General features: G+C 45.8%; 21 protein-coding genes. 6 read left to right on the forward strand and 15 right to left on the reverse strand.

The window, feature by feature from the left end; all coding sequences use genetic code 11:
- Positions 1-349 precede the first annotated feature (349 nt).
- The 7 genes from BLS28_RS16900 to BLS28_RS30900 all read right to left on the reverse strand — a co-directional run bounded on the left by BLS28_RS16900 (position 350) and on the right by BLS28_RS30900 (position 7,851).
- Positions 350-1,906, reverse strand: coding sequence for a RagB/SusD family nutrient uptake outer membrane protein (locus BLS28_RS16900; RefSeq protein WP_091169848.1), 1,557 nt, complete (start codon positions 1,904-1,906; stop codon positions 350-352).
- A 24-nt stretch (positions 1,907-1,930) separates the two neighbouring features.
- Positions 1,931-5,020, reverse strand: coding sequence for a SusC/RagA family TonB-linked outer membrane protein (locus BLS28_RS16905; RefSeq protein ID WP_091169851.1), 3,090 nt, complete (start codon positions 5,018-5,020; stop codon positions 1,931-1,933).
- A complete protein-coding gene (locus BLS28_RS30895) occupies positions 5,017-5,190 on the reverse strand; it encodes a hypothetical protein (RefSeq protein ID WP_176844493.1) in 174 nt (57 codons plus the stop codon). Before BLS28_RS30895 ends, BLS28_RS16905 begins: the two co-directional genes overlap by 4 nt.
- Positions 5,191-5,383: 193 nt before the next feature.
- Complete coding sequence (locus tag BLS28_RS16910) at positions 5,384-6,523, reverse strand: formylglycine-generating enzyme family protein (RefSeq protein ID WP_091169854.1); 1,140 nt, start codon at positions 6,521-6,523, stop codon at positions 5,384-5,386.
- A complete protein-coding gene (locus BLS28_RS16915; protein WP_091169857.1) occupies positions 6,523-7,488 on the reverse strand; it encodes a sterol desaturase family protein in 966 nt (321 codons plus the stop codon). Before BLS28_RS16915 ends, BLS28_RS16910 begins: the two co-directional genes overlap by 1 nt.
- Positions 7,481-7,678 carry a hypothetical protein gene (locus BLS28_RS16920; RefSeq protein WP_091169859.1) on the reverse strand — a complete coding sequence of 66 codons (198 nt, stop codon included), beginning with the start codon at positions 7,676-7,678 and terminating at the stop codon, positions 7,481-7,483. The genes BLS28_RS16915 and BLS28_RS16920 overlap by 8 nt, the downstream gene beginning before the upstream one ends.
- Complete coding sequence (locus BLS28_RS30900) at positions 7,675-7,851, reverse strand: hypothetical protein (protein WP_176844494.1); 177 nt, start codon at positions 7,849-7,851, stop codon at positions 7,675-7,677. The genes BLS28_RS16920 and BLS28_RS30900 overlap by 4 nt, the downstream gene beginning before the upstream one ends.
- 445 nt (positions 7,852-8,296) lie before the next feature.
- On the opposite strand from BLS28_RS30900, the gene BLS28_RS16925 reads away from it, so the two are divergent.
- Positions 8,297-8,470, forward strand: a complete 174-nt coding sequence (locus BLS28_RS16925; RefSeq protein WP_218134445.1) for a hypothetical protein — start codon at positions 8,297-8,299, stop codon at positions 8,468-8,470.
- Positions 8,471-8,646: 176 nt separating this feature from the next.
- Entirely contained in the window at positions 8,647-8,823 is a 177-nt protein-coding gene (locus BLS28_RS30905) for a hypothetical protein (RefSeq protein ID WP_176844495.1), read from the forward strand.
- Between the two features lie 222 nt (positions 8,824-9,045).
- Here the strand turns inward: BLS28_RS30905 and arsA are convergent, their stop codons facing one another.
- The gene (gene arsA / locus BLS28_RS16930; protein ID WP_091169864.1) at positions 9,046-10,833 is read right to left on the reverse strand and encodes an arsenical pump-driving ATPase; all 1,788 of its coding nucleotides are present in this window, start codon (positions 10,831-10,833) and stop codon (positions 9,046-9,048) included.
- 864 nt (positions 10,834-11,697) lie between these two features.
- Here arsA and BLS28_RS16945 point away from each other — a divergent pair.
- The 4 genes from BLS28_RS16945 to BLS28_RS31230 all read left to right on the forward strand — a co-directional run bounded on the left by BLS28_RS16945 (position 11,698) and on the right by BLS28_RS31230 (position 15,124).
- The gene (locus BLS28_RS16945; RefSeq protein WP_256337465.1) at positions 11,698-13,350 is read left to right on the forward strand and encodes an NAD-dependent succinate-semialdehyde dehydrogenase; all 1,653 of its coding nucleotides are present in this window, start codon (positions 11,698-11,700) and stop codon (positions 13,348-13,350) included.
- Between the two features lie 122 nt (positions 13,351-13,472).
- Positions 13,473-14,060, forward strand: a complete 588-nt coding sequence (locus tag BLS28_RS16950) for an alcohol dehydrogenase catalytic domain-containing protein (protein ID WP_091169877.1) — start codon at positions 13,473-13,475, stop codon at positions 14,058-14,060.
- A gap of 618 nt (positions 14,061-14,678) precedes the next feature.
- A complete protein-coding gene (locus tag BLS28_RS31225; RefSeq protein ID WP_218134446.1) occupies positions 14,679-14,888 on the forward strand; it encodes a hypothetical protein in 210 nt (69 codons plus the stop codon).
- On the forward strand, positions 14,882-15,124 hold the full coding sequence (locus tag BLS28_RS31230) for a carboxymuconolactone decarboxylase family protein (RefSeq protein ID WP_256337472.1): 243 nt from the start codon (positions 14,882-14,884) through the stop codon (positions 15,122-15,124). The genes BLS28_RS31225 and BLS28_RS31230 overlap by 7 nt, the downstream gene beginning before the upstream one ends.
- A 348-nt stretch (positions 15,125-15,472) precedes the next feature.
- Here the strand turns inward: BLS28_RS31230 and BLS28_RS16960 are convergent, their stop codons facing one another.
- The 7 genes from BLS28_RS16960 to BLS28_RS16990 all read right to left on the reverse strand — a co-directional run bounded on the left by BLS28_RS16960 (position 15,473) and on the right by BLS28_RS16990 (position 22,123).
- Positions 15,473-16,477, reverse strand: coding sequence for an NADP-dependent oxidoreductase (locus BLS28_RS16960; protein ID WP_091169880.1), 1,005 nt, complete (start codon positions 16,475-16,477; stop codon positions 15,473-15,475).
- 38 nt (positions 16,478-16,515) lie between these two features.
- Positions 16,516-17,283 carry an SDR family oxidoreductase gene (locus BLS28_RS16965; protein ID WP_091169884.1) on the reverse strand — a complete coding sequence of 256 codons (768 nt, stop codon included), beginning with the start codon at positions 17,281-17,283 and terminating at the stop codon, positions 16,516-16,518.
- A 16-nt stretch (positions 17,284-17,299) separates the two neighbouring features.
- Positions 17,300-18,103, reverse strand: a complete 804-nt coding sequence (locus BLS28_RS16970; protein ID WP_091169888.1) for an SDR family NAD(P)-dependent oxidoreductase — start codon at positions 18,101-18,103, stop codon at positions 17,300-17,302.
- A gap of 28 nt (positions 18,104-18,131) precedes the next feature.
- On the reverse strand, positions 18,132-19,229 hold the full coding sequence (locus BLS28_RS16975) for an alkene reductase (RefSeq protein WP_091169891.1): 1,098 nt from the start codon (positions 19,227-19,229) through the stop codon (positions 18,132-18,134).
- Between the two features lie 214 nt (positions 19,230-19,443).
- The gene (locus BLS28_RS16980) at positions 19,444-20,034 is read right to left on the reverse strand and encodes a TetR/AcrR family transcriptional regulator (protein WP_091169893.1); all 591 of its coding nucleotides are present in this window, start codon (positions 20,032-20,034) and stop codon (positions 19,444-19,446) included.
- Between the two features lie 174 nt (positions 20,035-20,208).
- Positions 20,209-20,793 (reverse strand): TetR/AcrR family transcriptional regulator, encoded by a 585-nt coding sequence (locus BLS28_RS16985; RefSeq protein WP_091169896.1) that lies wholly within the window; start codon positions 20,791-20,793, stop codon positions 20,209-20,211.
- A gap of 37 nt (positions 20,794-20,830) precedes the next feature.
- Positions 20,831-22,123, reverse strand: coding sequence for a TolC family protein (locus BLS28_RS16990; protein WP_091169899.1), 1,293 nt, complete (start codon positions 22,121-22,123; stop codon positions 20,831-20,833).
- Position 22,124: the final 1 nt, after the last annotated feature.

Below are 22,124 nucleotides of genomic sequence, written 5' to 3' on the forward strand. Positions count from 1 at the left end.
CCGGCCAATCTGTAGTGGGGAACTGGTAGGCATCTTCCCGGCCTTTCGGGTCTTTGGCGTTGAAGGTGGTCATGTATTCATCAAGCGCCTGCAATACTGCGGTGCTAACCAGTGGATCGATGCCGTGCGAGCCGTTTTCTATTACGGAGCCTTGTACAGATACTGTGCCGGTTAGGGTAGTTAGGACGGGGAGGAATAGTATTATCTTTTTCATAGGTTATCGATTATCTTGTTAAATCTCGCGCCCAAATAAACCTTTTGTCATTTCGACGAGCCTGGGGTGGGATTGCGCGGGAGCGGTGAGGAGAAATCGTATTGTCAATTGCCCTTTATATCTTAAAAGCCTTTGTTACTGCCAGCCCGGATTTTGAGTAAGCTTACCATTACTATTATCAATCTCCTGCTGCGGTATCGGGAACAGGTAAAACTTGCCCGCCGCACCTTTGCTCACATTGGTTTTCCCAACCTTCAGCAAGGCGGCTTCCAAAATCCCTTTGCCTGATGCATCCCGCTCGCGGATGAGATCGAACCAGCGTTGATATTCGAATACAAACTCCAACCGGCGCTCTAAATAAACCGCATCACGGAGTGAGTTTTGATCAAGCCCGGCCAAGTCATCTAACCCAGCACGCCTTCTTACCCGATTAACAGAGGCATAAGCTTTAGCAGTTGGGCCGTTCAACTCATTCTCGGCCTCGGCATGGATCAGCAATACGTCCGAAAAACGGATGATCGATACGTTCGCACCAGATTCGGCCTCGTTTGCGGCTACGCTTGGGTCGAAGTATTTATTGAAAAATGGGATAGAATCGTTAGCAATGGTTGGGTCATTCAGCTTACCATACCATAGGTTGGTTGATGGGCTTTGAAAGCGGGTTACAAAGCTTACGCGTTTACGCTTATCATTGGCCGAATACAGTTTATAAATGCTGAAAAATTTGTCTACCCCTCCCGGTTTAGTAACATCAGGCACCGAATAAAAAACCACCTGATCGGCATAGCTGCCTACCATGCCGGGGATCCCGTTCAGCACCGAGCGTGGTGCCTGGTTATTACCCTGCCCCTGCGAGTTTGATTTGAATTGGGCCGAGAAGATATGTTCCTTGCCGTTTTCGGTAGCAGGTAAAAATACATCTGCATAGTTGGCGAACAGATCATATCCGTAAGGGCCGTTTATTACAGCTTCAGCCTGGGTTACGGCTTTATTCCATTTGCGTTCGGTTAAATAAACTTTAGCCAATAAAGCATTTGCAGCACCCGCGGTAGCACGACCAACATCGGCACCGGTATAGTTATTTGGCAGATCAACTGCTGCATTGGTTAAATCAGTTTCTATTTGCGCGTAAACCGTAGCCGCCGGACTGCGTGGCACCTGCAAATCAGATAAATTGATAGAAGTTTGATCATGCAACACCAACGGCACATCACCATACAAACGCACTAAATTAAAGTAATACAGCGCCCTTAAAAATTTAGCTTCGGCTACCAGGCGTTTGTTCAGCGTGGCATCAAATTTTATATCGGGGATAGTATCGATAGCGATATTGGCCTTTTTAATGGCCGCATAATGCTGCTGCCAGATCTGCAGGATGCGCAAACCGGAAGCCGAATGTCCTAAAACAGCTTGCGACCGTACATCGGCATTGGTAGCACCCGGACCGGGGCCTTCATCGTCGGCCATAAAGTTCATACCGGTGTTAAAAAGGGTATTGTATGGCGTTTGCACACTATTTGCGCCCGCGTTAAGCAGTGAGTAAGCGGCTGTAACAGCCGCAACGGCGTCGGCCTGTGTTTTGTAAAACTGGCTGGCCGGAATAAATGATCGGGGGTCTTCATTAAGCTTGGCGCATGATGCCGCGCCTAAAGCCAGCAGTAAAACCATGTATTTAATATTTTTAGTTTTCATGTTAAAAAAATCAAAAGTTATTGGTTACAGGGTGATACCTATACCCAGAATAAATGATTTGTTGTTTGGATACGCCCCGTTATCAACTCCCGAGGTAATGGCCGATTGCTCGTTGCTACTCACCTCCGGATCGTAGCCTGTGTACTTGGTCCGGGTAGCCAGATTTTGCGCGTTGGCATAGATCCTGATCTTTTTAATAGGCGATTTAGAAAGCACCGATTGCGGGAAAGTGTAACCTAAGCTGAGGCTTTTGAGGCGCAGGTATGAGCCGTTCTCCACAAACCTATCTGATATGGTTGGCGCCGGGTCCTGGTAGGCACTGTGCACATCGGTATTGGTGTTGGTTGGGGTCCAGCGGTTAAGCAAAGTGGTGGTGGCATTGGTGTAGCCGGTACCCAGTTCCAGCACGTTACGTTGCTGGTTATAGATCTTGTTACCGTACGATCCCTGTACAAATACGCTCAGGTCGATACCTTTGTACGAGAAGGTATTGGTGATACCGCCCGTAAATTTAGGCTGCGCATTACCAAGGATCACCCTATCTGCCGCCTGGGTAATTTTACCATCACCGTTAATATCCACATAGTTTTGTCCGCCGGGTTGCGTATTAGCCGCCGGGGTAAGCACCGGACCGCCAGCCTGGATCAGGCCGTTGGTTTTATAGCCGATAAACGAACCTATAGGCTCGCCAACTTTAATGATAGATGGCAACGATGAATCGGGGATGAACTGATTAACACCGTTACCTCCTAAGCTCAGTACCTTATTACGGTTAACCGCGAACACCAGGCTGGTATTCCATACAAAACCACCGGTTAAGTTGTGCGAGCTAATACTCAATTCAAAACCTTTATTCTGTACCGAACCCACGTTTTCATACTGCTGCGGGTTGGTAATGGCCGTATTGGTAATAATAGTTAAACCGCTGGTTGCAGGCAATGGCAGGTAAAGCAGCAGGTTGGTTGTTTTTTTATAGTAGATATCGGCAGTAACGGTGATGCGGTCTTTAAACAAACCTAAGTCGAAACCGAAATCGTATTGGCTGGTTTTTTCCCAGGTTAAGTTAGGATTGTACAAGCTGTTCGGCGCGAAACCGGCAACCGTTGAGTTACCGAAATTGTATCGATAGTAGCCCAGCTGCGAGTATGATTGATAAGCTGGAATGTCGCTGTTACCGGTTTGACCAGCACTTAAACGCAACTTCAGCTGGCTAACAGCGGTCACATTTTTCAGGAAATCCTCGCTCGAAGCATTCCACGCAATGGCTGCCGAAGGGAACGATGCCCACTGGTGCCCAGGTGCGAATTTGGACGAGCCATCCGCACGCAAGGTAAGCGTTAACAGGTATTTGCTATTAAAGCCATAGTTCACCCTGCCCAGGTATGATTTCAATGCCCACACGTTTGATGAGGACGACGGCGCGATAGCGAAACCGCTGCCTGACACCGAAGTAACGCTACCCGAGCCCAGGTTATTAAAGGTATCGTAATCGCTCACAAAGCCCGATGAACCGGTTATGGCACCCTCGGCCTTAAACTGCTGCTGGGTAAAACCGGCCAATACGTTTAGTGAGTGCTTGCCGAATTTTTTATTGTAAGTAAGCGTGTTTTCGTTAAGCCAATTGAAAGAATCAAGCGTACCAACCTCGCCCAGGCCCGAATAACCGGCACCTTCATACACGGTGGCAGGCAGGTAACGGTTTTGTTTATTATCGATGATATCCACACCGGCCAGCACCCTTGCGGTCAGGTTTTCGGTGATCTTATAATCGCCCGCGATATTACCTAAAATACGGCTGGTAGTGGTACGGTTGGTTTGGTTATACAGCGTATTGATGGGGTTACCATAAGTACCTTCAAAAACGTTTTTGACGTAGAACGAACCATCGGCATTGTAAACTGGTGTGGTAGGTGTCATCAGCAAAATGGCAGGAACAACACCCTGCGGCGCAACCTGCGCGGTGTTGCGGCTACCGGTTATGTAGGAGGAGATCTTGAACTTATCGTTATAGTCATGCTCCACATTCACCCTGCCTGCGTAACGCTCAAAGTTGGTGTTCTGCAGGATACCATCCTGCTTAAAGTAGTTGCCCGAAAATGCCAGCCTTGTACGCTCGGTACCTGAAAATATCGAAAGGCTATGGTTTTGCGAGTATGCTTTGCGGAAGGCGACTGCCTGCCAATCTGTGTTGGCGCCATAAGGGTTAAGCTGGGCTTCGGTTTGGGCAGTTTTGCCGGTGTTTATCAAAGCGTCGTTACGTAACGCTTCCCACTGGGTACTGTTTAACAGCAATAAAGTTTTGATCACCTCCTGTCTGCCGAAGCTTCCATCGTAATTGATGGATGATACACCTGCTTTGCCTTTTTTAGTGGTGATGATAATTACACCATTGGCACCACGGGTACCGTAAATAGCCGTAGCCGAAGCATCTTTCAGCACCTCGATACTTTCAATATCTGAGGTATTGATCGAAGCCAGCGGATTGATCTTGGGGCCGTTGGTTACACCAGCATCAGTTAATGAGTTACTGTTTGATGTAGGGAAACCATCGATCACATATAACGGCTCGGCCACGGCATTAATAGAGTTCACACCGCGTACCTGTACGGTAACACCTGCACCCGGCTGCCCGGTAGCCTGCGTAACCTGGATGCCCGATACCGAACCTTGTAAAGCCCTGTCTAACGACGGGATAGGTTGCTTTAAGGCTAAAGCAGGCACTGAAGCCACCGAACCGGTAATATCCTTACGCTTTTGCGAACCATAACCCACAACAACCACCTGGTTTAGCTGGGTTTGGGCATCTTTCAGCTTGATCTCCACCGGGCTACCATCGGCAATAAATTCCTTTTTTTCGTAGCCGGTAAAGGTGATGATCAGTTTATATGGAAATTTCTGCCCGGTAACAAAGCTGAATTTACCCTCAATATCAGTAGATACAACGTGGGTAGTGCCCTGAATTTTTACTACCGCGCCAGGCAATGGTTCGCGGGTGGCACTGTCAATTACACGGCCAACCAAGTGTGAGTTGATAGTAGGCTGGGTTTGCTGCGCTATGGTTAGCAACGGCAAGCCTATCAATAATAAAAATGTAATTAATAACAGTTTTTTCATGTCGACAGGTTGTTAAAGGTTAAAAACTCCGCCGGTTGATTGTCTGCGTAAAACAGCTTGTATAATTGGTGCGGATGAAAAGCATCCTCCATAAATTGCAGCGTAAAGGCTGCTGCCCGCCGGGCAAAAGGCAACGTATAGCCTTTTCCCGCCTTTGCAATATTTTGCATAGATTTGATTAATTAAAATGACACCATAAAACAGGCTCAACGCCAATCGATCCCTGTTTCGTTGTTTTGATCCGGAGGGAAAAGCAATGCTTTTCCCTTATTTGCAGTAGGTAAATATTATCGTTTCATGTTCCTTTCTGTTTGTGCCCGCCATTAAGCAGGCAGGTCAATTATTTAATTCGGGGTATTTAATTTAGTTACTAACACAACGGAAACCCAAATGCTCCATCCCGCTATCTTCGGTAGTTTTCATCCGGCGCGATACCCGGTAGCCAGAGCAATAGCTATCGTTACATAAAAATGACCCGCCACGTACCGCCCGTTTTATGGCATAAGGCTCATCCGGGTCGTACGATTTGGAAGCGCCCTTGGGGTTTTTCACGCTTGATGTACCCAATGTTTTGTAATAGTTATTGTTGTACAGATCGGCACACCATTCCCATACATTGCCGGCCATATCATACAATCCGTAGCCGTTTGGTTTAAACGAACTTACCGGGGCCAGATAATAGTATCTGTCTCGCTGGGTATTTTTGTAAGGAAAACTTCCTTCCCAGGTGTTGGCTTTTGGCTGTCCTTCGTTTATTTTTTCATTACCCCATGGGTAGATTTTATCTTCCAGTCCTCCCCTTGCCGCCCGTTCCCATTCGGCTTCGGTTGGCAAGCGTTTTCCGGCCCATTTACTGTAGGCCACGGCATCGTACCATGATACCTGCACTACCGGGTAGTTTTCCTTGCCCTTGATATCACTGCCGGGACCGTGGGGATGCTTCCAGTTGGCTCCCGTTTTCCAGGCCCACCATTGCGCGTACTCATTAAGATTAACCGGGTGCTCTGCCGGTACAAATACCAGCGACGCTGGTACCTGTAAACTATCGGCAGGCTTTTCGGTGCCTGGCGGCATTTGCTTTTTCAGTTCATCCCAATCAGGCTTGCGCTCGGCGGTGGTGACGTAGCCGGTAGCTTTAATAAACCGGGCAAACTCGGCATTGGTTACTTCGGTTTTATCTATCCAGAAGCCATCAACAGTAACATCGTGTTTCGGGTACTCATCGGGCTCGGCCTGTTGGTTATCTGCCCCCATCCTAAAAGTCCCGGCGGGTATCCAAACCATCCCCGCATGGTTGGCATGGGTGTTGCCAGTATCAGGCAGGATAAGCGCAGCACCGCTTAGCCCTGCTGTTTTAAACCTGCCTGGTAAATTCGATTCGCAGCAAACCTTCTTATTATTGCCCGGAACCCGGGCAATAGCAGCAATGGTCACCGGTTTTTCCTGCTGCCCGCACGCAGCAAGTAATATCGCCCCAAACAATATCAGTATTCTATTTTTCATTACACTTTTACCGGCTGTAACTGGAACTCTGCAACAGGTTGCTCCGCTTCGGCTTTGGCCAATGGATCAGGACGGTATAACTGGTGAGGCTGCAAAGGCACATCGTCCTTAACCATAGGGCCATCGGCAGCTAATTCACTTCCCTCAACTTTCGATTTAAAAATTGGCCAGGCCAGTTGCGCATACCATTGGTCGCCCCCATAGTGCGAAATACCGTAAGCTTTAGGATACTGGCGAGAGATGTGCGCTGTACCGAAAATGACATCCCACCAAAAAAACATATTGCCAAAGTTGCCTTTGTAATAACCCACGCCATCATCGGTAGTAGCTGCGTGGTGCGCGTGGTGTGTTGCTGGTGTTGATATGGTGCGCTCCAATATCCAGGCCAGCGGATGTAACACCTTATACTGATAAAAAGGTTTATCCCATGGGATGCTTGAATGCGCCAGCGTGGTGATAGTACCTTTAATACCTTTCACAACCAAAGCTGGGATTCCCAAACCCAGATAAACCAAAGCTGCGGTTAAATAAGTTTGCGAAAAGAACAGCGTGTAAATGATATTTTGCCTGCTGGCCATAGCCATGCCCATGTACGATGCCGAGTGGTGCGTTCGGTGGAAACGCCATAACCATGGCACTTGATGGTGCAGGCGGTGATACCAGTACTGGGTCAAATCGTCGGCCACAGCTATGATGGCGCATCCCCATAAAAATGGCACCCAATCAAACGTGTTTTTTAAAGCCGGTAACAAAGCTGGCAATACCAATAAACTATAGTAGGCTACCAAGGGCCTCACCACCAGTTTAGGAATTGTAAAACAGGCTATATCCACCCATTTTTCATTTTTATTCCAACGTTTTTTGTACAGGCCGAACGAAAATTCGAGTACGCCCAATACCAGCGTTAAAACGGAAAAACCGTAGCCGTTAAGGTTATCTATTACTTGTTTTATTTGCTCAATCATTGTCTTGCGAGTTCGTGGTTTTAGTTTTTACTGTGTTTTCCTGTTTATCCTGATGCCGCTTTTTTTCCCAAGGCCGCTGACCAGTAATGGCGAAAGTGCCAAACATGAGTGCGATAGGCAGTATGTACAGCAACAAGCTCAATGAAGCGTTTTTGATGATCTGCTTTTTGGTTGATTGTTCTAATTTCATGATACGTTGGTGTTTTGAGGTTGAACAATTTGCGCTGTCTTGGCCTTCGGCGCATTGTCGAGCAATTTGCGACCGAGCCACAGGCCTCCGAAGATGATAATGAAAGGGATAATGGTTACGATAATGCCCACCAATACCTTCTTCCCGATAAGGGAAACGTCGTTAAGCGTCATGATAAATCTGATTAAGTTATTATAGCATAGGCACCTTATAGCGGTCCGCATTACCGGTACAAGCACCTGTTAATTAAAAAGGATCAGAGCATCTGCCTATAAATAGCAGAATGAAAGGAAGGGAGAGAATCCCTGTATTGCTTTATTAACAGCAACAACAAGAAGGACAACAGCATATAAAAGCAGAAGCAGTTAAATGTTGATTAGCAAAGCCGTATTTAAGTAAAAGTTCGGGTTGCATGGTGGTTGCTTTTAAACTGTTTTTTTGTAGTGATTTTGTTTACTGGTACAAATGTAGAAAAAGATTTGATAAATACTACAATTTCTATAGAAATTATATAATTAATTAAGCGATCAGTATTTCATATTACTGCATTTTGTATATTTGATTATAGCATTTGATGATCCGATAGTGAATGTTAATGATGTTGTTTTAAATGGTAGATTGAAAGTAAATATCAAAGGTATTGCTCCATATACCTTTGCAGACAATGCTCCGTTTCGAAAAGGGATGCAAATCAACGAGGCCAGCTATATATATTTGGGCTACCGGTTTTTTGACCAATACAAAACGGTTTGGGATTTTGACGAAAAGAAAATCTATGTACTGGAGAAATAAAACTTGTTAACCTGCTATTAGTTTTCGAATTGCCGAAGTCGTCTACAAAATCGGGTACCGACACCTGTTATAACCTTGTAAATTAATGATTTACAAGGCATTTTATTTCCAACCAGAGATAAAACAAAATACATTTAGTTATTGCAAAAGGATTCGTCTATTGTCGATATGACCGCGTGATAAGCAATAAAGGACAGATTGGCCTGCCCCTGCATTTCAAACGTTTTGGCCAATCCCCCAATTATTACTTCAACAAATATGGTGTACGCCCGTCCAACGGCAAGCCCCCTGGCAGATGGGGAAAGTATATGGTGATGAACCTGGAGATCAAAAAAGGATGGAAAGCATGGTAAAAAAAACGGCGATCACTTCGGGAATCCCTATCTTTCTGAAAAAAAGGATACCGGCAAAAGCACCAGGCTGAAAAAAGCCATCAGCAAGAGCATAGGATCGTGTTCCCGGAAACGATGATCGTCACAGGCCGACAGGCCAATGGGTTCTATGGCCCGTTTTACGGTTAACGGCGTTAGCTTTTCATGGGCAATAATATACGCCTTTTATAGTCGGGCAAAAAATCAAGTCGCCTGGATCACCGCGTCGTCATAGCGTGAAAGGATCGCCGGCAGCAATTTTTCTTCCGCTATATATGGGATCTCAAACGCTCTTTTTGATAAATGAGCAGCAATATGATCAATGATAGGGACTTCAGCGGATGCCCGTTTTCTTAAAAGGGGATCTTTTAAATCGTTTACAGCTGAAAGACATTCATTAATAACCCAGGCATAGGGTACAATTCCGGCCCGTTGCAGATCTTTTTGAAGCGCTTCAGCTTCCCTCATGGGCGTTGTTTCCGGTAAGGCGACCAATAGAATCTTGGCAAAAACACCGTCTTGTAGCATCATATACGGTGTGGTAATCTTGCTTGGACTTACAGCCATGTTTTTCATGATTTCCTTATGGTAGCTGCCGGTTGTATCCAGCAGTAGTAGTGTATGGCCTGTCGGCGCAGTATCCATCACCACAAACCGCCGCCTGGCACTTTGAATTGCTTTAGAAAAAGCATGGAATACAGCCACTTCTTCCGTGCAAGGCGACTGAAGGTCTTCACGCAGGAGTTTTTTACCTTCCTCATCCAAATGCTTCCCCTTTTGTGCGGCGATCTTATCGATATAATCCTTCGTTTCAATTTTCGGGTCGATCCGTTCAATGGTTAATTTTTCCGGGATGGCCGTTAACTGATCCATAAAGTTCCTGATATGTGCCGCCGGATCGGTCGTGGTTAAAAGAACGGTATGCCCCCGATGGGCCAGCATCGTTGCTATCGATGCTGCTACGATGGTTTTACCTACACCGCCTTTTCCCATGGTCATGATCAGGCCACTATCGCTATTTTTTTCCAGTTCATCAACTAATGCCTTCAAATCAGGCAGCAAATGACCAGCTTCCGTTAATTTTAAAAATTCAGCGGATACGATTTTACTTTGGAGGTCCGTATCAAATACAGACCGTAGCTTTTCCAGACCCAGTACGTTATAAGGCAATAATGCATAACGCTCAGCAGCTAGGTTTTTTAATGTCCCGGGCATCTCCAGCAATTCCCTTTCCGCTATTTTTTCCATTTTTAGCGCGGTAGTGTCCGTTTGGTCCCTTGCCTGAAATATTCCGTTGATCAATAAGCTTTGATTGGCCATCCCCAGGTCGATCAGATCCCGGCTTGTTTTGCCCGCTTCTTTCAATGATGTAGCGTCGGGCCGCGTTACCAGGAAAAAAGTAGTTTGCAAGGGATCTCTTAAACTGGACACTACCTTTTCATATCTTTCCCTACTACTTTTCAGGGCCGACGAAGGCCCGATGCAGGAAGCCCCGTTCGGGTTATTCCCAAGAAAATCATCCCAGGCGGCGGGTAATTCCAGAAGACGGATGGTATGCCCGGTCGGCGCAGTATCAAAAATGACGGTATCAAATATTTCCGAAAGACCTTCCCCGGTGATAAACCGGGAAAACTCATCAAAGGAAGCGATCTCCGTGGTACAGGCGCCAGAAAGCCCTTCTCTTATTTTGCTTATCTCATCAGCTGTAGCAATGGCTGCAAGCGGATCTATCACCCTTTTGCGGTAATCTTCTGCAGCAGTTTGGGGATCGATATTGACCGTGAACAGGAGATTTAGATCCTGATGCTGCGTTATTTGATCGCTAACGGGGGTGCCCAATACATCTTGCAGATTGGACGCGGGATCCGTACTGATCAACAGCACCTTCTTACCCTTATCCGCCATGGCCACCGCTGTGGCGCAGGCCAGCGTAGTTTTACCTACGCCACCTTTTCCTGTAAAAAATAGAAATCTAAATCCCTGGGCAGTCATTTTAGCATTTACTGATTGTTGAATAATTAAAGTTACACTAACAGCACGAAAACAAGGTGATCGTTAACGGCCCATTTAATGATATTGGTCATTATCAGGTTTAATATTCCGGGCGGGGCTTTTTTCATGTAGCTCACTGAGTGTGGTTGACTTGCTATTGCATGAAAGTCGGAAATTATATTGTAAACCGATGTAAAAGCCTTTGGGGGCCGGATAGAATTCGTATTTGGTGTCTTTTTCAAGGGCGATTGTCGATGAAACCGGACCACATCGTTTTGTCCGATGTTCAATAACTGCGGCGCCTGACCGGATCGTTTGCTTTTAATCAGGCCCTTGAAATGCTCGTAGTTGCCGCTGAATCCGCCTGATGCCCATACATCCCGCAATGCTTTAGTGAAAGCACCGTTTAGTGGTCCTTCGTAAGAAAGTTCATCATCTTTGCAGGCGGAAAGAAGTTTGACCGAGGCTTTGACCGGTAAATGATTGGATGCAGCCGTGGCTTTTTGAATATTGTCGTAAAAATCTTTGCGCTGTATATAAGTTTTTCCTGCCTCTCGTTCCGGAAGGTTTTCGCGCCTTTACGGATAATCTCGGTATTATTAAATTTGATGATTGTACTGCTATGGCAGCTGCAGGATATAATCAATATCCTTACGCCGGCCGCAAATTTGGTCCATATGGCATATAATTCGGCATCCACCAGTTGTCCGTCAAACAGGCACCACGTTTCATCCGCTTCGTCGTCTATTTCTTCATGTTATTCTACTCCGATTCCGTTATTTTCCCCGGTAAGTGTCCGGTATTTTGTCTTTTCCTAACATGCTTAAATATTTCGGCATGGATGCAACGTGCAAGAAGTAAATATTGTCAGATAAACAGGTTACACGGTTGTTCCCAAAAATCATCTGGTTCAACCATTTGATGATCGAACAATTCATCTATCCGGTCCGAAAATTCTATCAGTTCCCTGCTCATGATATATTGTTTAACAAGGCAAATTTTAGGAAAAACCACGCCGAAAGAAATGAGTATGCTCATTTCAAAAGTTGTTCTGTGTCATTTCTGCCGGCCAGCGAGTTTCTAATTTTGAAAGAGTATTTAAAATCAATCAAAATGGAAACAGCAGCGAAAACTTCGCCGATAAAAACGGTAAACCCTTTTAACAATGAACTGGTCAAATCTTTCGAAATCATGGGCGATGAGCAGATCGAATCAAAGATCGCGGTTGCCGATCATGCTTTTCAAACCTGGAAAAAAACGCCGATGGCGGATCGTGCGCAGCTTTTGCGCCGTGTGGCCCACTTGATGCGCGTTAAATCAGTTCAACTGGAAAAACTGGCCACACTGGAAATGGGAAAACTGGTAACGGAAAGCCGTGCGGAAGTGGGGCTTTGCGCTGCTATTTTTGATTATTATGCGGAGAACGGCGAAAAGTTCCTGGCCGATCAGCCGCTGGAAACCCCGCAGGGTTCAGCTTTCTTAAGTTTTGAGCCGATCGGGGTTTTATTAAGTATCCAGCCCTGGAATTTCCCTTTCTACCAGATCACCCGTTCCGCAGCGCCACACCTGATGGCAGGTAATACCATGCTGCTTAAACATGCTTCAAACGTACCACAATGCGCCCAGATCATGGAAGATATCTTCCTGGAAGCTGGTTTTCCCGCAGGTGTTTACCAGAACTTATTTATTCCCGGCAGCAAAATTGATGTTTTAGTAGCCGATAAGAGGATCAAAGGGGTAACGCTGACCGGGAGTGAGCCGGCAGGTTCTTCCATCGCCGCCGCTGCCGGAAAATATATCAAGAAATCTACGCTGGAATTAGGCGGCAGCGACGCTTTTGTCGTGCTGGACGATGCCGATGTGGAACAAGCCGCCGAGGCTGCCGTGCGTGGCCGTATGTGGAACGCCGGGCAGGTCTGCGTATCGCCGAAAAGGGTAATCGCAGAGGAAGGAATAGCCGACCTGTTCCTGGACAAAGTAAAGGCCAAATTCGCTGCTTTAAAGGTAGGTGACCCGATGGACGAACAAACCGATCTGGCCCCCCTCAGTAGCGAAAAAGCGGTCGAAGACGTGATCAAACAAGTACAAAAAGCGGTAGAACAGGGCGCGACCGTTTTAGCAGGCGGGCACCGCATTGATCGTCCTGGCGCATTTATGGAGCCTACGATCCTGACCGGTATACAGCCTGGAACTGCGGCGTATGAGGAAGAGATCTTTGGCCCCGTGTTTATGTTTTACAAAGTAAAGGACGAGCAGGCGGCAATTGACCTGGCCAATGCCACCGACTACGGTCTGGGCGGCAGCGTGTTCAGTTCGAATAATGAACGTGCGGTTAAGGTCGCCAGGCAGATCGATACGGGCATGGTCTATATCAACCATGTGACCGGAATCGCCCCTGAACTGCCTTTTGGCGGCACCAAACATTCCGGTTACGGCAGGGAGCAATCACAGGCTGCGATATACGAATTCGTCAACTCCAAACTGATCCGGGTGACTACGCCGGAAAGCGCCTATTAATTTAGCCCAGCCGTTTAATAAGAAAGCTCACAGTTTTGCGGGCTTTCTTATTGGATAAACCAGGACGTAATTTCAGTGCTGTCAAACCAACACGAATATAAAGTTTATGATACCCGAAAAAAATGGAAACCGCCGTCATTCATGGATTTGGAGAGCCGCTGCATATCGAAGAAATGCCCGTGAGGGAACCCGGTAAAAACGAGATCCTGGTAAAGGTGATCACCTGCGGTATTTGCCATACAGATCTGCATGCCTGCCAGGGCGACTGGCCGGCCAAAGCGAAAATGCCTTTAGTCTCCGGCCATAAAGCCATCGGCTACGTGATCGCTTTGGGAAAAGGCGTCAATAAGATCAGGGAAGGCGATATCGTGGGTGTTCCCTGGCTTTACAGTGCCTGCGGCTGTTGCGACTACTGTTATACGGGCTGGGAAACCCTGTGCGAAACCCAACAAAATGGCGGCTACAGCGTTGACGGCGGTTTTGCCGAATACGTCGTGGCTGACGCGCAGTATGTCGCGCATTTCCCTTCCCATATTAAATTTACAGAAATGGCTCCGATAATTTGTGCCGGGGTTACCGTTTATAAGGGATTAAAGCAAACAAAGGCCAAACCCGGGAATACTCAATGGCACAACGATCCGGGGCTCCATCGTCGGAACCCGCAAGGACATGGAAGAAGCCATCTCATTCGCGGTGGAAGGCAAGCTTAGGGCCACAGTCAAGAGAGATAGACCTGGACGAATTGCGGCTTCGTTCCCAGCTGAAATGATCATCTTATATTTATCCGGTAGCACTTCTCGCAATTATAAACAATTCAGTCCCTGTGCTGGATATTCCGGCATACTTAACCACCCTGTTTCGTGCTCATTAGAGCAGCGGGTTCTGTTAATAAATTTTAAATTTAAATATCTAAACCAAGAAGATAGCATGGTCAAAGCGTAATAGAACGCTCAGAACTCTTTTTCGGAATGCATTCGTCAATGGATGCGGAATATCCCCATGTTGTCTCGTCCTTATTTTATTTGTAGTTTTTGAGTGGTAATACTGGAATCAGTTTACACCGATACTACTTTTAATGCACGGATGAGCTGATTCGTGCATTTTCTTTTTCTGCCAAAAAAACAGCTTTATTAAGATGCTTCAGTTTGTCCTGATATTCAGCTCGTCAGTCCTCGGGCTTCATTTTTGATGGTCAGCTATCTGCCGGCAGGTTTGTATTAATAAAACCGAAATCACATCGGCCGCTGCTCTGTAAATATTCGTTTGATACCACAGAAACGCTTTATCATGCATAGGAACAGAAAAGCACAGCCCCTAATTTTACTTCTATGGAAACCACATTTAACGTGCCCGGAAGAAACGAGGTTTCTGCGGCCAATCAAGCTATCTTTGATACATTGATTAAAGCAATAGGCTTCGTCCCTAACCTGTATGCAAACTTTGCGTACTCCGGTGATGCCCTGTCTGCGTTTTTAACAATTCAGGGAGCCAAAACCTCCCTGACAATAAAGAAAAAGAGATCGTTAACCCGATCGTAAGCCAGGTTAATAACTGTGAATACTGCCGGAGTGCGCACAGCAAATTTGCAAAAATGAACGGGTTTACAGATGAGCAAATCATGGAAATACGAATCGGCCAGGCCTCCTTCGATCCTAAGTTTGAAGCCCTGGTAAAACTGGCAAAAGCATCTCTGAGAACAAAGGACATGCAGCTCCCGAAGCAGTTGATAACTTCCTTACCCAGGGGGTACACTAAAGGCAGCTCATCGATGTGATTTTATTGACCGACCTGAGGATCATCACCAACTATGTTTACGCCATGACCGATCCGCTGGCGGTTCCCGCGGTTTAGCTTCAAAACGGCTAACATCGCCTTCTCTTAATAAAAAACTCTTTTTTTATAACCTGAGGTACCCGCTATTTCCACGCCCAATGTAAGTGGCGTGAGTGACGGTACAGGAACAAGGGTCGCCGCGGCGGCGCATGGTATCCGAATAATTCAAGCCGATGGCTTCAATTTTAATCAGAACCTCTCCTTGTTTAGGTGATAAGTCGGGTACATCTTCGTAACAGAACTTCCGGCCCTCCGGTTTGGTGAAATCGTACTGCTTTCATTCTATTATCTATTTAATCTTAATAACCACTTTACCTTTCGCTCGCCCGGATTCCACATAGGCCAACGCTTCGTTGGTTTGTTCAATTGGAAATATTTTATCTATTACCGGTTTAATCACACCTGATTCTATCAGTGATGTAATTTTTGCCAGTTGATTGCCATCAGCCCGCATAAACAGGAACCGGAAACTGCTATTTGCCTTTTTTGCCTTTTTCTTTGCGCCGAAGCTCAATAATTTTGTCACCAATTTTAAATACCAGGGCAAGCCCAGTTCTTGTGCAAATTCCGGGGTTGGGGGACCAACCAATGAGATCAGTTGTCCGCCGGATCTCAAAATACGGAATGATTTTTCCAGCACCTTAGGATCCCGGTTGCTGTGTAATACCAGATCGTAATCTTTAAGTTTGGTTTCGAAATCTTCTGTTTTGTAATCGATCACCAGGTCTGCGCCCAGTTTTTTAACCCAATCAGTATTCGCTGAACTGGTGGTTGTGGCAACATAGGCCCCTAAATGCTTCGCCAACTGAATGGCGAATGTTCCTACACCACCGGAGCCTGCCTGAATAAAAACTTTCTGACCTTTTTTGATCTGGCCGATCTCAACCAATGCCTGCCACGCGGTTAAGCCAACCAAAGGAATGGAACCTGCTTCGTCCATAGTAAGGTTTTTAGGCTTTAAGGCTAAGTCGCCTTCATTTACAGCGATGTATTCCGCAAAAGTGCCTATCCTGTGATCGCCCACTCTTGAATACACTTCATCGCCAATTTTGAACCGGCCGACGTTCGAACCAACTTTAGTTACCACACCTGCCAGATCATGGCCGTTTACAAATGGTGGCTTGTAGGGTAAAAACAATTTGAAGTCACCATTTTTTATAAGCGAATCCAACAAATTGACACCTGCCGAATGTATTTGTACCAACACCTCGTTTTCCTTTACCATTGGCTCAGGTAATTCGATGAGATGCAGTTTTTCCTTTTTGCCGTAGCTTTTGACTATAAATGCCCGCATGATCTTTTTTTAATTTATTTTTAGGATTGGAATGATTTCTATGATACTAACACCTGGTAACTTTTTTTAGGATTGACTAACCCGAAAGCCACTTTTGGAAAAAGCCGATTGATGAGATAAACTGCTTTGCTATCGCCGACCCGGATGGTCAACTGCTCTTTCTTTAAACCTTCGATGAGCGCTTTCGCCAGTTTTTCCGGGCTGATCTTTTTATCTGGCCGATCTGCCACCATATCGGTGTCTACCAGCGGTGGAAGCAACTCATACACTTTGACGGAGCTGCCGATCGCTTGCAGGTGTGCCCTTAAGGTTTTTGTATATGACGACAAGGCCGCTTTGGACGCGGAATAGGTAGCTTCTAACACGGAAGGTACCATACAGAGCAATGAAGTGGTATTAATGATCGCTGATTCGTGGCGTGAGTTAAGCATTTTCATAAATAAATTATTCAGGCGTATTACCCCAAAGTAATTCACTTCCATTTCATATACTGCCCCTTCGAGATGTTTATCATTCGCAACTCCCAGGTTTAATGGCGACACGCCAACCCCAGCGTTATTATAAAGTATGTCAATACCGCCTATTTGCTCGATCTCCTCGAAGAGTCTCTTTGCATCACTTTCATTGGATACATCACTTTGGAAGACCGTCATATCGGGATAGCTTCGTTTGACTGCATCGAGTTTAGTTTTATTGCGCCCGGTCACGATCACCCTTGCGCCTTGTTGCCGGAATTGTTTTGCCGCTTCCAACCCGATACCTGATGCACCGCCGGTGATCAATACCGTTTTTCCTTTGATTTGCATAATCCTTATTTTTGAATTATTTAGAGGCGTTGATTGATTTTAAAATAGATTTTTCGAAGATTTTATAGGCGAAATGCTGAAGCAGGAGTATGATCGACGATCCTTTGCCGACAGGGTAGCTAAATGTCGGATTTTTTTCTTTTACTGCCTTTAATAAAGCAGCCACAACCGGCGCAGGCTCCGGCGCCTTATCAAATGTGCTTTTGGTATATGAAGTAATCTTTTTCCTGAACAGGTCATAATCCCTGATATTTCCTTCCGCTACAGTCCCGCTTTCGCCGATGCTGGTTTTGAAACTCATCGGTTCAAGCATGACCACCTTGATGTTGAACTGGTTCAATTCAAACCGGAGCGATTTAAAGTAACCTTCAAGGGCATGTTTGGAAGCCGCATAATAGGCTACATAAGGAAGGCCGACTAAACCCAGCAGGGAACCGAGCGTGATTATTTTTCCGTGTTTTTGCCTCCTGAAGTAAGGCAGTAGTTCGTTTGTTAATTTGATCGTTCCCCAAAAGTTGGTTTCAAACTGCTGCTTGCCTAACTCAACGGGGGTTTCCTCTGCCAGTCCGTTAACCAGGTAACCTGCATTATTGATCAGCACATCTAAAGTTTTGATCTCACTGAACAATTGCTTGCCCAGGGATGCGATGGATCGGTCGTCATTCAGATCCACTGCCAGTAACTTAAATGGCAGTTTCGCCTGGTGTTTTTCCGGGCTCCGGCTTGTGCCGATCACCTGGTAGCCTTCTTGATGAAGCTTGTTGGCAACAAGCAGCCCGATCCCTGATGAGGCTCCTGTGACTAAAATCGTGTGTTTCATTTTGATGTCTTTTAATTATTAAAAAGCATTATTGTTCAGCCATCACCGGATAATCGGTATAACCTTTTTCGCCCGGCGTATAAAATGTTGATTGATCGGGCTGATTGAGCGGCGCGTCTGCTTTGAAGCGTTCAACTAGATCCGGATTGGCAATAAAGGGAACCCCGAATGATACCAGGTCAGCATCACCGTCGTTCAATACCTGGCTGGCTGTTGTCTTGTTAAATCCGCGGTTAATGATGATAGTACCATCATAGAGCGGGCGGTAACGTTTGGCCACTTCTTCAATACCCCAGGGATTGCCCGATACATCGGTAAAAGGCTCGGTGAGGTGTAGGTAAGCCAGGCTATATTCATTCAATTTGGCAACGATATAATCGTGGACGGCGATAGTTTCCTCGTCGAGCATCATCCCCTGAATGCCGTGAAGAGAAGGATTTAGCCTTACACCCACCCTCGTGATATCAATTACCGTGCGCAGTTCATCAAGAATGTCGAATAATATCCGCGCGCGGTTCTCTATAGTGCCGCCGTACTGATCCTGGCGTTTATTGGAGTAAAGATTAAAGAACTGGTGCAGCAGGTAGCCATTGGCGGCATGCAGTTCAACACCGTCGAACCCCGCCTCTACCGCGTTTGCGGCAGCCTGTTTAAAATCGTTAATGGTCTTTTGGATTTGCGCAGTTGTCATCTCCCTGGCATCAACCGTGTCTTTGAAGCCTTCGGGGGTGAATACTTTGGTAAGCGGATTTAATGCGGATGGCGCCAGCGGAAGTTCACCGTTAAGCAGATCAGGGTGCGATATGCGCCCTACGTGCCATAACTGGGCGAAAATTTTGCTGCCCCGCTCGTGCACCGCATCGGTAACCAGTTTCCAGCCTTCAACTTGTTGTTCGGTGTAAATTCCGGGCACATTAACATACCCTACAGCCTCACGGCTGACGTAAGTTCCTTCCGTGATAATCAACCCTGCCGAGGCGCGCTGCTGGTAGTAGCGTGCTGTCAGTTCGGTTGGCACATTGCCCGGATTAGCAGACCGGCTGCGCGTCATAGGTGCCATTACTATGCGGTTGCTTAGTGCAAGGCCATTTAAATTATATGGCTCGAAAATAATTTGCTCATTCATTGTTTTAATTTCAAATAGTATCAGGAAGCAGGTTTCCGACCCTGATTTTTAGTTGTTTAAATTCTATTTTATACTTTTTAGTATATTTTATTTCATTTTGATTGCTTGTATCCCTTGCTAAATCAAGTATGCGGTAGTCCGTTGAACACTTAATCTCCAATACAATCCCACTGTCTACAAAAAAGACTTTTTAGTATATTTAATATCAAAAAAATTATATTGCATAACTTTCTAACTCCGCTTTCAGGTCCCTGAGTAAACCGGCCATCGGTTTTGCAGTATTCATCGCCCTGCACATTACAACTGCACCTTCAACCGCAGCTACCGCTTTGAATGCATAGACAGCAGGATCAAGTTTGTCAGAAAATTCACCATCGGCAATGCCCTGATTTAAAATACTAACAAATACTTCCTGTCCATGGCGAATAACACCGGCTATCTTTTCTTTAACAGCCGGAAAGTTATCATCCGACTCAACTGCAATGTTAAATACAGGACATCCACCTTTAAGGTAAGTATTCAAAGGATCTTTATAAAAATCGAGAAAGGCAAATACCTTAGCCTTCGCTGTTTTACCTTTACTGATGGTTTGTAGCATTTTCTCGCCATTAGTATTCAGCATGTGGTCAACAACCTGCAGAGCGAGGTCTTCCTTTCCTTCAAAATGACCGTAAAGGCATCCTTTTGTCAGTTTCGTGGCAGCGAGCACATCGTCTATGTTAGCACCGGATATTCCTTTCTGATTAAAGATAGGCGCCGCTGTTTCCAGGATGAATTGCTTTGTTCTTTCGGCTTTAGTAAGCAAGTTAATAAATTTTATGATACAAAAATATACTAAAAAGTCTAATTAAAAATACTTTTTAGTATATTTTTAACTTTGTGATAGGAGAATGACAATCATGGTGATCCTTAAAAATATCCGAAGTGGCGCTACCTGATTTAGTCTGCTTAACAATAGGTTACATAGAGGCGTTTGCTTTTACTTGGTATAATCCGCGAGAAGCCGACGCCCATCATCGGTAATTATTCCGTTTATAAATAGCTGGAGCGCTTCAAATATATCAGCTGTTTTTTTCCCAGTATTATTAAACAGGTAAAAGTCTGCCACGGATATATAGATGGCTGCTGTGGCCGGCACATCCAGACCAGTGCGGTACAATCCCATTGCAATGCCATCCGCTAAATTTGATTCAATAATTATCTTCAGATGATTAATTTTAAACTCATGGAAAGCTTTCATGGCCCTCGGGTACCTTTTCAACATCGTGTCGTTAAAAAGGTGCCGTAAGGCGATCAAATGTTTAAAAAGCCCTTGTTGAAGAACCAACTCCTGTACCGGGTCATCTGCGGCATTGGTATTTGAACTGATGATGCTTTTAGATTGACCTATCAGTTGATGAACAACAGCTTCTACAAGGAGTCCCTTATTGGCAAAACATTGGTAAACGGTTTTCTTCGACATACCGGCTGCTTTCGCTACATCATCCATTGTTACACTGATGATACCATGGTTGATAAAAAGCTCAATAGTAATATCAATCAAACGTTTTCTTTTATCTTCCATTCCCGGTTGCTAATTTGTTAACTTTTAAAGTTTCAGGTCAGGGCTGATTTTCAGTTTTGGCGGTAACATAATTATATACAGCCGACCTTACGTAAAAATCAGCAAATGCTGTAGCAACAGTGCTTGAGGCCTGCTGATAAGCAGCCTGGGCATCCAGCACCTCCGAAATGGTGGCCAAACCGGCTTTGTAATTATCCTGGTTAACTTTCAGATTTTCGGTAGCCTGTTCCAGGTTGTCTTTTGCATAGCTAATTTGTGTAAGCTGGTCCTGCATATCATACCAATAACGTATAATGCCTACTCTCAGCTGGTTTTGTCCGTCGCGGAAATCGTTTTGAGCTATTTGCTCATTGATCCTTTGCTTCTGCATCTTTTGCTTGCCTCGGCCCCATAAACCGCCGGAGATGGGAATACTCAGGGTAACAAAACTGGCAGGTGCAAAGTTGCTCCCGATCCCGCTGTTGATTGACCCTGTTTGTGATGCACTTAAACCAACTGCCAGACTCGGCAAGTTATCGCCATTGGCTAACCTGGTTTGTAGCTTCTCGCCTTCTATGCGTTTGGTCAGTAGCTGATAATTGGCATTGCGGGCCAGGTTGGTATCGGGCTGCAGGGCAGGCAATACCGGCGTGCCGTTTTTGTTAAAGGTATCCTGCATCACCATGAGCGAATCAAAGGCAATACCTGTATACATGGAAAAATCAAGCAGGGCCACCCGACGGCCGTTCTGCAGCTTGCTTTTATTAACCAGCAACTGGCTTAGCTGAACTTTTACTTTGAGCAGATCATTCCGGGCAATCAATCCGGATGCCAGCATGTCCTTTTGCATTTTCAGTACAGTGTTAAGCAATGCTTCATTGACCAGTATGGTTTTCTGCTGTTCCTGTATATTTACCAGGTTCCAGTATTTCTGCTCGGTAAGCAGTATCACAGAATCTGCCGATTGTTTTTTCCTGATCTGGCTGACCTGTAGCTGCAATGCCGCTAACTGGTTACCCGTTTTAATTTTGCCGCCGGCATAAAGGGATTCCGTACCGGTTACGCCAAACAGGTAAAAGTTATTGATACCTTTTTCCAATAATGGCGGCGCGGCCGATATGAAGTCTTTAAACCCCAATAAACCCAGCCCGGTTGCGCTGACCGATGGGAGATAATCTGACTTGGCTGCAGCGACATCGGTTTTTGCAGAGTTTATCCTCAGCTCACCATTTTTTAAAGCGTAACTGTAGGCTATGGCAGCCTGCTTGCTTTCCTGCAGGGACATGATATGCTGCTGAGCCCCGGCCTGCAGACATGTAAAAGTGAATATTGATAATAGGAATGTTTTCATG

The sequence above is a fragment of the Mucilaginibacter gossypii genome, from assembly GCF_900100945.1.
GTDB lineage: Bacteria > Bacteroidota > Bacteroidia > Sphingobacteriales > Sphingobacteriaceae > Mucilaginibacter > Mucilaginibacter gossypii.